Below are 12,280 nucleotides of genomic sequence, written 5' to 3' on the forward strand. Positions count from 1 at the left end.
GTCATGGCTAAGCTTGCAAAACGCACCAAAGCCGCACGCGAAGCTTTCGCCGGCAAAGAAAACCTGACGGTCGAAGAAGCTGTCGCGCTGGTCAAAGGCAACGCCACGGCCAAGTTCGACGAAACCGTCGAAATCTCAATGAACCTGGGTGTTGATCCGCGCCACGCAGACCAGATGGTCCGCGGTGTCGTCAGCCTGCCGAACGGTACGGGCAAAGACGTTCGTGTCGCCGTGTTCGCACGTGGCCCGAAGGCTGAAGAAGCCAAGGAAGCCGGTGCGGATATCGTTGGTGCCGAAGACCTGATGGAAATCGTTCAGGGCGGCACGATCGACTTTGATCGTTGCATCGCTACTCCGGACATGATGCCGGTTGTCGGTCGTCTGGGTAAAGTGCTCGGCCCGCGCAACTTGATGCCGAACCCGAAGGTCGGCACGGTGACCATGGATGTCGCTCAGGCAGTCAAGGACGCGAAGGGTGGCCAGGTTCAGTTCAAAGCTGAAAAAGCAGGCGTTGTTCACGCCGGCGTTGGCAAAGCATCCTTTGATGAGGCCAAACTGATTGAAAACATTCGTGCATTTGTCGAAGCTGTAGCAAAAGCCAAGCCGACTGGCGCGAAAGGTTCCTACATGAAAAAGATCGCCATCAGCTCGACCATGGGTCCGGGCGTGTCGATTAATGTGGATTCGGCTGCTTCGGCCGGCTGAGTGTAAGAAATTCGCTGCATCCCAGGGTGCGGCGGGTGGCGGGGCGGAAACGCCCCGACCTGTCCGAGAAGGAGGGTGAGCGAAAGCTCTTAATCATTGCCTTCCTGAGATGGGGAACGAGACATTTCTCTGAGGGCCGTGCCCTCGGGCGATCTGCTCGGGACCCTGATGGACCCGAACGCCGGTAAGTCCCGGCTATTGTGAGCCGAGAGGGAAACCTCTCAAACTTGGAGTGAAACTGTGGATAGAGCCCAGAAAGAGAAATTGGTCGACGAACTCGGCCAGATCTTTGAAAGCTCTGGCGTTGTAGTGGTTGCCCACTACGCGGGTCTCACGGTTGCCGAAATGCAGGATCTGCGTGCGCGCATGCGCGAAGCAGGTGGGTCCGTTCGCGTCGCCAAGAACAAGCTCGCCAAGATCGCCCTTGAGGGCAAGCCATGCGAAAGCATCGGTGACCTTCTCACGGGCATGACCGTATTGTCCTATTCCGAAGACCCAGTGGCTGCTGCCAAGGTGGTTGACGGATTTGCCAAAGAGAATGACAAGCTTGTCATTCTTGGCGGTGCAATGGGTGATACGGCCCTTGATCCGGCTGGTGTTAAGTCGGTCGCTGCTATGCCGTCCCGCGAGGAGCTTATTGCCTCCATCGTTGGCTGCATCGGCGCACCTGCCTCCAACATCGCCGGCGCAATTGGCGCGCCTGCTTCGAACATCGCGAGCATCCTTTCGACAATCGAGGAGCGTGCGGAAGCCGCTTGAGAACCGCGTGGGGTTGACACCTGCACGTTGGAACACATCTAATTATACGGAAACAGTGAAATGGCTGATCTGAAAAAACTTGCTGAAGAGATCGTTGGTCTGACGCTTCTCGAAGCCCAAGAACTGAAAACCATCCTGAAAGACGAATACGGCATCGAGCCTGCTGCTGGTGGCGCTGTCATGATGGCTGGTCCTGCTGGCGACGCCGGTGGCGCTGCTGCTGAAGAGCAAACCGAATTCGACGTGATCCTGAAATCCGCCGGTGGCGAGAAAATCAAGGTCATCAAAGAGGTTCGCGGCATCACGGGCCTGGGCCTGAAAGAAGCCAAGGAACTAGTCGAAGCCGGTGGCAAAGCGCTGAAAGAAGGCGTCGACAAGGCAGAAGCCGAAGACATCAAAGCAAAACTCGAAGCCGTTGGCGCCGAGGTAGAGCTGAAGTAATCGGGAGCGAACCGATCAGGTTCGACCCGTTCAAGAATGGCTGGGCCCGAAGATTTTTCGGGTCCAGCTATCCGCGTCTTGGAAAGTGCCCGAATGGCTTGGGCATTTTCCTAGGGTGCGGGCAAGGTCGGGAGGTGCCCCCTGGGAAGGGCACCGGGCATAGACCGGCCCCCCTGTTTCAACGGTGCATCGCCGTAGCCCCGGCGGCCGATGCGCATGTGAGAAACGAAAGGTGACGAAGCGCATGGCTCAGACCTACCTCGGCCAGAAACGACTCCGCAAATACTACGGCAAGATCAAGGAAGTCCTTGAGATGCCGAACCTCATCGAGGTTCAGAAATCTTCTTACGACCTGTTTCTCCGCTCTGGTGATGCTGAACAGCCCACCGATGGCGAAGGCATCATGGGCGTGTTCCAATCGGTTTTCCCGATCAAGGATTTCAATGAGACCTCCGTTCTTGAGTTCGTGAAATACGAGCTTGAAAAGCCTAAATACGACGTTGAAGAATGCCAGCAACGCGACATGACTTACAGCGCGCCGCTGAAGGTGACGTTGCGTTTGATCGTATTTGATGTCGATGAAGACACCGGCGCGAAATCGGTGAAGGACATCAAGGAACAAGACGTGTTCATGGGCGACATGCCCCTGATGACACCGAACGGGACGTTCATCGTGAACGGGACCGAGCGCGTGATCGTGTCCCAGATGCACCGTTCGCCCGGCGTGTTCTTTGATCACGACAAGGGCAAAACCCATTCGTCGGGCAAGTTGCTGTTCGCGTGCCGTATCATTCCATATCGCGGCTCCTGGCTTGATTTCGAATTCGACGCAAAAGATATCGTCTTTGCCCGTATCGACCGTCGCCGTAAGCTGCCGGTCACGACCCTGCTGTATGCGCTGGGTCTGGATCAGGAAGGCATCATGGATGCCTATTACGATACGGTAAACTACACGCTGGAAGGCAAGACCGGTTGGAAAACCAAGTTCTTCCCGGAACGCGTTCGTGGTACCCGCCCGCCCTATGACCTGGTCGACGCCGCGACTGGTGAAGTCATTGCCGAAGCTGGCAAGAAGGTTACCCCACGCGCGGTCAAGCAACTGATCGACGAAGGTAAGGTGACGGATATCCTCGTCCCGTTTGACCGGATTGTCGGCAAATATGTCGCCAAGGACATTATCGACGAAGAAACCGGTGCGATCTTCGTAGAAGCTGGTGACGAACTGACTTGGGAACTGGACAAGGACGGTGAAGTTACCGGCGGTTCGCTGAAAGAACTGCTGGACGCTGGCATCACCGATATCCCGGTCCTCGACATCGACAATGTTAATGTCGGTCCATACATGCGCAACACCATGGCGCAGGACAAGAACATGGGTCGTGAAACCGCGCTCATGGACATCTACCGGGTCATGCGTCCGGGCGAGCCGCCGACCGTCGAAGCCGCCTCTGCGCTGTTCGACACGCTGTTCTTCGATTCCGAGCGTTATGACCTTTCCGCCGTCGGTCGCGTGAAAATGAACATGCGCCTGGCACTGGACGCTGAAGATACCCAACGTACGCTGCGCAAAGAAGACATCGTCGCCTGTATCAAGGCGCTGGTCGAGCTGCGTGACGGCAAGGGCGAAATCGACGATATCGACCACCTCGGCAACCGTCGTGTGCGTTCGGTCGGCGAACTGATGGAAAACCAGTACCGCGTTGGGTTGCTCCGCATGGAGCGCGCGATCAAGGAACGCATGTCTTCTGTCGAAATCGACACGGTCATGCCGCAGGATTTGATCAACGCGAAACCGGCTGCTGCTGCCGTTCGTGAATTCTTCGGTTCGTCGCAGCTGTCGCAGTTCATGGACCAGACCAACCCGCTGTCGGAAGTGACGCACAAGCGGCGCTTGTCCGCGCTTGGACCGGGCGGTCTGACGCGTGAGCGTGCGGGCTTCGAGGTGCGTGACGTGCACCCGACCCATTACGGCCGCATGTGTCCGATCGAGACGCCGGAAGGTCCGAACATTGGTCTGATCAACAGCCTTGCCACCTATGCCCGCGTAAACAAGTACGGTTTCATCGAGACACCGTATCGCGTGGTCAAGGAAGGGCAGGTAACGGACGAAGTTCACTACATGTCCGCGACCGAAGAGATGCGTCACACCGTGGCACAGGCGAACGCCAATCTCGACGAAGGCGGCAAGTTCATCAACGACCTTGTGTCTACTCGCCAATCTGGCGAATATACACTAGCACCGAACGAAAACGTGGACCTGATCGACGTATCACCGAAACAGCTGGTTTCGGTTGCTGCATCACTCATCCCGTTCCTCGAAAACGACGACGCCAACCGCGCTCTGATGGGCTCGAACATGCAACGTCAGGCTGTGCCACTGCTTCAGGCAGAAGCACCACTGGTGGGCACGGGTATCGAACAGGTCGTCGCGCGCGATTCTGGTGCTTCGATCATGGCCAAGCGTGGCGGGATTATCGATCAGGTTGATGCGACGCGTATCGTTGTGCGCGCCACCGACAATCTGGAGCCTGGCGATCCGGGCGTTGATATCTACCGGATGCGCAAGTTCCAGCGCTCGAACCAGAATACCTGCATCAACCAGCGTCCGTTGGTGAAAGTAGGTGACAAGGTTCAGAAGGGTGAGGTTCTGGCGGATGGCCCGTCCACCGATATGGGTGAACTGGCGCTCGGCAAGAACGTCTGTGTCGCCTTCATGCCGTGGAATGGTTATAACTACGAAGACTCCATTCTGATCTCCGAGCGGATTACCCGCGATGACGTGTTTACCTCGATCCATATCGAGGAATTTGAAGTCGCCGCGCGTGACACGAAACTCGGGCCGGAGGAGATTACCCGCGACATCCCCAATGTCGGCGAGGAAGCCCTGCGCAACCTCGACGAAGCGGGTGTCGTTGCTATCGGTGCCGAAGTCGGGCCGGGCGACATCCTGGTGGGCAAGATCACCCCCAAGGGCGAAAGCCCGATGACGCCGGAAGAAAAGCTTCTGCGCGCTATCTTCGGTGAAAAAGCCTCGGATGTCCGTGACACGTCGCTGCGTTTGCCGCCGGGTGACTACGGAACGATCGTCGAGGTGCGCGTCTTCAACCGCCACGGTGTTGAAAAAGACGAACGTGCGATTCAGATCGAGCGTGAGGAAGTTGAGCGTCTGGCCCGTGACCGGGACGATGAGTTGGCGATCCTCGACCGCAACATCTACGCGCGTCTGAAGTCCATGATCCTTGGCAAAACCGCTGTCAAAGGCCCGAAAGGCGTGAAAGCCGGATCCGAGATCACCGAGGATCTGCTGGAAGGTCTCTCGCGCGGTCAGTGGTGGCAGCTCGCGCTTGAAGAAGAAGCCGAAGCCAAACAGGTCGAAGCGCTGAATGCCCAGTACGACGCTCAGAAGCGCCAGTTGAACGCACGCTTCGAGGACAAGGTCGAAAAAGTCCGTCGTGGCGATGACCTGCCCCCGGGTGTGATGAAGATGGTTAAGGTTTTCGTTGCCGTGAAGCGCAAGCTTCAGCCGGGCGACAAGATGGCCGGTCGTCACGGGAACAAGGGTGTCATCTCCAAGGTCGTTCCGATGGAGGACATGCCGTTCCTGCAAGACGGCACCCCCGTCGACTTCGTGCTGAACCCGCTCGGCGTGCCGTCGCGGATGAACGTCGGTCAGATCCTCGAAACCCATATGGGTTGGGCAAGCCGTGGTCTGGGTATCCAGATCGACGAGGCGCTTCAGTCTTATCGCCGTACCGGTGATATGTCGCCCGTTCGTGACGCGATGAAAATCGCTTACGGCGATGACGTCTATGCTGAGGGCATCGAGGGTATGGATGACGACCAACTGGCGGAAGCTGCTGGCAACGTTACCCGTGGTGTGCCAATCGCAACCCCGGTTTTCGACGGCGCCAAAGAGGCTGACATCAACGATGCGCTTACACGTGCCGGTTTCAGTGAATCCGGTCAGTCGGTGCTGTATGACGGTCGGACCGGCGAGCAGTTCGCGCGCCCGGTTACGGTCGGGATCAAGTATCTGCTGAAACTGCATCACCTGGTGGACGACAAGATCCACGCGCGTTCGACCGGTCCGTACAGCCTGGTTACACAGCAGCCGCTGGGTGGCAAGGCGCAGTTCGGCGGCCAGCGTTTCGGGGAAATGGAGGTCTGGGCTCTGGAAGCTTACGGTGCTGCATACACCCTGCAGGAAATGCTGACGGTCAAGTCGGACGACGTTGCAGGACGGACGAAGGTCTACGAATCCATCGTCAAGGGCGAGGACAATTTCGAGGCCGGTGTGCCCGAATCGTTCAACGTTCTGGTGAAGGAAGTCCGCGGCCTCGGCCTGAACATGGAACTCCTGGATGCGGAGGAAGACTGAAGGCGCGAAAGCGCCCTTGGTTAACCCATCCCCTCTGTTAAGGAACACGCAATGAACCAGGAACTTACGAACAACCCGTTCAACCCGCTGACCCCGCCGAAGCAATTCGATGAGATCAAGGTCAGCCTTGCCTCGCCCGAACGGATCCTCAGCTGGTCCTATGGCGAGATCAAGAAGCCGGAAACCATCAACTACCGCACGTTCAAGCCCGAGCGTGACGGTCTGTTCTGTGCCCGTATTTTTGGTCCAATCAAGGACTACGAATGTCTGTGCGGCAAGTACAAGCGGATGAAGTATCGCGGCGTCGTCTGCGAGAAATGCGGTGTGGAAGTCACGCTGCAAAAGGTTCGCCGCGAACGCATGGGCCACATCGAATTGGCCGCGCCTGTTGCGCATATCTGGTTTCTGAAGTCGCTTCCGTCCCGCATCGGCCTGATGCTGGACATGACCCTGCGCGACCTGGAACGTATTCTCTACTTCGAGAACTACGTCGTGATCGAGCCGGGTCTTACCGACCTGACCTATGGCGATCTGATGACCGAGGAAGAATACCTCGACGCCCAGGACGCCTACGGTGCGGACGCTTTCACCGCCGGTATCGGTGCGGAAGCCATCCGCGAGATGCTGTCCCAGATCGATCTTGAAGCCGAAGCAGCGCAGCTGCGCGAAGACCTCAAGGAAGCGACCGGCGAGCTGAAGCCGAAGAAGATCATCAAGCGTCTGAAGATCATCGAGAACTTCATCGAATCCCGCAACCGTCCGGAATGGATGATCATGACGGTGATCCCGGTCATTCCGCCGGAGCTGCGCCCGCTGGTGCCGCTGGATGGTGGCCGCTTCGCGACGTCTGATCTCAACGATCTGTATCGTCGGGTGATCAACCGGAACAACCGCCTGAAGCGCTTGATCGAACTTCGCGCACCCGACATCATCGTCCGCAACGAAAAGCGGATGTTGCAGGAATCCGTTGATGCGCTGTTCGACAATGGTCGTCGCGGCCGTGTCATCACGGGTGCCAACCGTCGTCCACTGAAATCGCTCAGCGATATGCTGAAGGGCAAGCAGGGCCGTTTCCGTCAGAACCTTCTGGGTAAGCGGGTCGATTTCTCGGGCCGTTCGGTCATTGTGACCGGTCCGGAACTGAAACTGCATCAGTGCGGTCTGCCGAAGAAGATGGCGCTGGAACTGTTCAAGCCGTTCATCTATTCGCGACTGGAAGCGAAGGGCTATTCTTCGACTGTCAAGCAGGCGAAGAAGCTGGTCGAGAAAGAGCGTCCCGAAGTGTGGGATATCCTCGACGAGGTGATCCGCGAACATCCGGTGATGCTGAACCGTGCACCGACGCTGCACCGTTTGGGTATTCAGGCGTTCGAGCCGGTACTGATCGAAGGCAAGGCGATCCAGCTTCACCCGCTGGTATGTTCCGCCTTTAACGCAGACTTCGACGGCGACCAGATGGCTGTTCACGTCCCGCTGAGCCTTGAGGCACAGTTGGAAGCGCGTGTCCTGATGATGTCGACGAACAACGTTCTGTCGCCCGCCAACGGTGCGCCGATCATCGTTCCGTCGCAGGACATGGTGCTTGGTCTCTATTATGTCTCGCTGATGCGCCAAGGCATGAAGGGCGAGGGCATGGCGTTCGCTGACGTGGACGAGGTGCAGCATGCGCTGGACGCTGGTGAAGTGCATATGCACGCCAAAGTCACCGCGCGGATCAAGCAGATCGACGAAGAGGGCAACGAAGTCTACAAGCGCTTCGAAACCACTCCGGGACGAATTCGCTTGGGCAATCTGCTGCCGCTCAACGCGAAGGCACCGTTCGATCTGGTGAACCGTCTGCTGCGTAAGGGCGAGGTTCAGCAGGTCATCGACACTGTTTACCGCTACTGTGGTCAGAAAGAGTCTGTGATCTTCTGTGACCAGATCATGGGTCTGGGCTTCAAGGAAGCGTTCAAGGCTGGTATCTCCTTCGGTAAGGACGACATGGTCATTCCCGACAATAAATGGGATATCGTCGAGAACGTCCGCGGGCAGGTCAAGGAGTTCGAACAGCAGTACATGGACGGCCTGATCACTCAGGGCGAAAAGTACAACAAGGTGATCGACGCCTGGTCGAAGTGCTCGGATGACGTTGCCGACTCGATGATGGCGGATATCTCCGCTATGCGTGTCGAGGACGGGGTCGAGCAGGAACCCAACTCGGTCTATATGATGGCCCACTCCAAGGCGCGTGGTTCGCCGGCTCAGATGAAGCAGCTCGGCGGTATGCGCGGCCTGATGGCCAAGCCAGACGGGTCGATCATCGAGACGCCGATCATCTCGAACTTCAAGGAAGGCCTGACCGTGCTGGAGTACTTCAACTCCACCCACGGGGCGCGGAAGGGCCTGGCCGATACCGCGCTTAAAACGGCGAACTCGGGTTACCTGACTCGTCGTCTGGTGGACGTGGCCCAGGACTGCATCGTGCGCGAGCATGATTGCGGTACTGAAAACGCGATCACCGCAGAGGCGGCTGTTAATGACGGTGAGGTCGTGGCAACGCTGGGCGAGCGTATCCTTGGTCGTGTCGCGGCCGATGATGTACTGAAGCCTGGTACGGATGAAGTGCTGGTTGCCAAGAACGAACTGATCGACGAACGCACCGCCGACAGGATCGAAGCGGCCAACATCCAGAAGATGCGGATCCGTAGCCCACTGACCTGTGAGGCGGATGAGGGCGTCTGCGCTATGTGCTATGGTCGTGACCTTGCACGCGGCACGTTGGTGAACCGTGGCGAAGCCGTTGGTATCATCGCGGCGCAGTCGATCGGTGAGCCGGGCACGCAGCTGACAATGCGGACCTTCCACATCGGCGGTATTGCGCAAGGTGGCCAGCAGTCCTTCCAGGAAGCTGGTCAGGACGGCAAAATCGCGTTCCGCAACGCCAATATCCTACTCAACGAAGCTGGCGATCAGATCGTCATCGGGCGCAACATGCAGGTCGTCATCAATGGTGACGACGGCGAAGAGCGTGCAAGTTTCAAGGTCGGTTATGGTACCCGCATCTTCGTCAAGGACGGGGCAACCGTTGCACGTGGTGACAAGCTGTTTGAATGGGACCCATATACCTTGCCGATCATCGCCGAGAAGGACGGTGCGGCGCGTTTCGTCGATCTGATCTCGGGCGTCTCCGTTCGCGAAGACACCGACGATGCGACCGGTATGACTCAGAAGATCGTGTCTGATTGGCGCTCCGCGCCGAAAGGTAACGATCTGAAGCCGGAAGTCATAATCATGGATGAGAATGGTGAGCCGGTTCGCAATGATGCGGGCAACCCGGTCAGCTATCCGATGTCCGTCGATGCGATTTTGTCGGTGGAAGAGGGCGCGCCAATCAAGGCCGGCGACGTTGTCGCGCGTATCCCGCGCGAAGGTGCCAAGACGAAGGACATCACCGGTGGTCTGCCGCGTGTGGCCGAACTGTTCGAAGCACGTCGCCCGAAAGATCACGCAATCATCGCGGAGATCGACGGCTATGTCCGCTTCGGCAAGGACTACAAGAACAAGCGCCGTATCTCGATCGAGCCAGCAGACGACACGCTGGAACCGGTCGAATACATGGTGCCCAAGGGCAAGCACATCCCCGGTTGTCGAGGGCGATTTCGTCCAGAAGGGCGACTACATCATGGATGGCAACCCCGCGCCGCACGACATCCTGCGGATCATGGGGATCGAGGCGCTGGCCGACTACCTGATCGACGAGGTGCAGGACGTTTACCGACTGCAGGGCGTGAAGATCAACGACAAGCACATCGAGGTGATCGTGCGGCAGATGCTGCAGAAGTGGGAGATCCTCGACAGTGGCGAGACCACGCTGCTGAAGGGTGAGCATGTTGACAAGGCCGAGCTGGACGAAATGAACGCCAAGGCGCTCAAGGACGGTCGTCGTCCGGCCGAGGCCGAACCGATCCTGCTGGGTATCACGAAAGCATCCTTGCAGACGCGGTCGTTCATCTCTGCGGCGTCGTTCCAGGAAACCACCCGCGTTCTGACCGAAGCTTCGGTTCAGGGCAAACGGGACAAGCTGGTCGGCCTGAAAGAGAACGTCATCGTGGGACGTCTGATCCCTGCCGGTACCGGTGGTGCCACGCAGCGCGTACGCCGCATTGCCACGGAGCGCGATTCCAAGGTCATCGAGCAGAAGCAGGAAGAGGCGCAGGCCGCTCTTGCACTTGCCGGGCCGGAAGAAAGCGGTCTGGGCGATGTATTCGGAGACGACACCGCTGCGGACGTTTTCGTGGACACCCCGGAAAACAACCGCGACTGATGCGCTTGACAATCTGACGAAAACCCCCGCCATTGTGCGGGGGTTTTCATTTGCCCCGACTTTCGGACATATGGGGTGGCGATGGTTTCGGCCTCTGACAATATGCGGGCCGCTGGCCTGATGACGCTTGCCATGGCGTGCTTCACGCTGAACGATACCTGCATGAAGGCAGTTTCCGACGAGATACCTATTGGACAGGCCCTGTTCATTCGCGGCGGAATGTCCGGTGTTGTCATTGGCATCTGGGCCTATGCTACCGGCGCATTGCGGCTTCATATGGGTACGCGCAACTCCGTGCTGGTGGGGCTGCGCACGCTAGGCGAAGTGCTGGCTGCATACTTCTTCATTTCCGCGCTGTTCAACATGCCTTTGGCGAACGCCACCGCGATCCTGCAGGCATTGCCGCTGGTGGTGACTTTGGCGGGTGCCCTGTTCATGGGTGAGCCATTGGGCTGGCGCCGGATCGCCGCCATTCTGGTTGGCTTCGTGGGTGTGATGCTGATCGTTCGACCTGGTCCGGAGGGGTTCAACATCTATGCGCTGTTTGCGCTGGCCGCGGTCCTGTCGGTGACGCTTCGCGATCTGGTCACGCGCGGGCTGACCGAGGATGTTCCGTCGCTGTCGGTGGCCTTCTATGCGTCCGTCGGGGTCATGGTTCTGGGCTTGGTCCTTAGCCCGCTCGATCCTTGGCAAAGCATGTCGGTGAAGGCCATGCTGCAGATCACCGGCTCCTCTTTGCTGATTATCGGCGGATATATCCTGAGCATCGAGGTCATGCGGATCGGCGAGATTGGATTCGTCGCCCCGTTCCGCTACACTGGTATGTTGTGGGCGCTTGCAATGGGGTTCATCGTGTTTGGCGAATGGCCTGCGTTTCCAACGATGCTGGGTGCCTCGATCGTCGTCGCGACCGGAATCTATACCTTCTATCGCGAGCGCAAAGTCAGTCGGCTGCAACTTGCGGAGCAGTGCTCCGTCGCACCTGCCCAGCCCGATAACGTGGCGTTACACAGTGATCATGCCGAGCAACCGGGCGAGTAGGGGGCAAAACCCGCGGCTGCTGTTGACACCCCCCGCGACTCTGTCTATATGCCCCGCAATCGGACGGGTGTAATCCGTTCAATCTGAATTGAAGTGGTCACGATCCGGGAAGCGATTCCTCGATCCTCTGGAAACCCACCGCGTCGTTCCCGCGAGCAGAAGGGGGCGAGAGCGGTTTTTGTGTTTTGTCCTAGTGGCAGAGCGATGAATGGCACGTCCTCGGGCGTGCACGAGTGACGAAAGATGTGCAACGCGGGGAAAGAACCGGAATGCCAACGATCCAACAGCTGATCCGCAAGCCGCGGCAGCCAAAAGTAAAACGCTCCAAGTCGATGCACCTGGAGTCCTGCCCTCAGAAGCGTGGTGTTTGCACCCGCGTTTATACAACGACGCCGAAGAAGCCGAACTCGGCCATGCGTAAGGTTGCCAAGGTGCGCCTGACGAATGGTTTCGAGGTCATCAGCTATATTCCTGGTGAAAGCCACAACCTGCAGGAGCACTCGGTTGTGCTTATCCGTGGCGGCCGTGTGAAAGACCTTCCCGGTGTCCGTTACCACATCCTTCGCGGTGTTCTGGATACCCAGGGCGTCAAAGATCGTAAGCAGCGTCGTTCGAAATACGGCGCGAAGCGCCCGAAATAAGGAGAGACG

At 58.2% G+C, this 12,280-nt stretch carries 6 protein-coding genes and 1 pseudogene; all 7 read left to right on the forward strand.

Translation table 11 applies throughout. The annotated features are described in order from the left end of the window. Window positions 1-3: 3 nt before the first annotated feature. The 7 genes and pseudogenes from rplA to rpsL all read left to right on the forward strand — a co-directional run bounded on the left by rplA (window position 4) and on the right by rpsL (window position 12,271). The gene (rplA, locus tag FPZ52_RS00740) at window positions 4-705 is read left to right on the forward strand and encodes a 50S ribosomal protein L1 (protein WP_146362772.1); all 702 of its coding nucleotides are present in this window, start codon (window positions 4-6) and stop codon (window positions 703-705) included. A gap of 240 nt (window positions 706-945) precedes the next feature. Further along, window positions 946-1,464 (forward strand): 50S ribosomal protein L10, encoded by a 519-nt coding sequence (gene rplJ, locus FPZ52_RS00745; RefSeq protein WP_146362775.1) that lies wholly within the window; start codon window positions 946-948, stop codon window positions 1,462-1,464. 60 nt (window positions 1,465-1,524) lie between these two features. After that, on the forward strand, window positions 1,525-1,905 hold the full coding sequence (rplL, locus tag FPZ52_RS00750; RefSeq protein WP_146362777.1) for a 50S ribosomal protein L7/L12: 381 nt from the start codon (window positions 1,525-1,527) through the stop codon (window positions 1,903-1,905). A gap of 244 nt (window positions 1,906-2,149) precedes the next feature. Next, the gene (gene rpoB / locus FPZ52_RS00755) at window positions 2,150-6,283 is read left to right on the forward strand and encodes a DNA-directed RNA polymerase subunit beta (protein WP_146362779.1); all 4,134 of its coding nucleotides are present in this window, start codon (window positions 2,150-2,152) and stop codon (window positions 6,281-6,283) included. Between the two features lie 51 nt (window positions 6,284-6,334). Continuing rightward, window positions 6,335-10,589: pseudogene (rpoC, locus tag FPZ52_RS00760) on the forward strand (DNA-directed RNA polymerase subunit beta'). 81 nt (window positions 10,590-10,670) lie between these two features. Next, a complete protein-coding gene (locus tag FPZ52_RS00765; protein WP_146365601.1) occupies window positions 10,671-11,630 on the forward strand; it encodes a DMT family transporter in 960 nt (319 codons plus the stop codon). 269 nt (window positions 11,631-11,899) lie between these two features. Then, window positions 11,900-12,271 (forward strand): 30S ribosomal protein S12, encoded by a 372-nt coding sequence (rpsL, locus tag FPZ52_RS00770; RefSeq protein WP_085848203.1) that lies wholly within the window; start codon window positions 11,900-11,902, stop codon window positions 12,269-12,271. The last annotated feature ends 9 nt before the right edge of the window (window positions 12,272-12,280 follow it).

Source organism: Qingshengfaniella alkalisoli (assembly GCF_007855645.1).
GTDB lineage: Bacteria > Pseudomonadota > Alphaproteobacteria > Rhodobacterales > Rhodobacteraceae > Qingshengfaniella > Qingshengfaniella alkalisoli.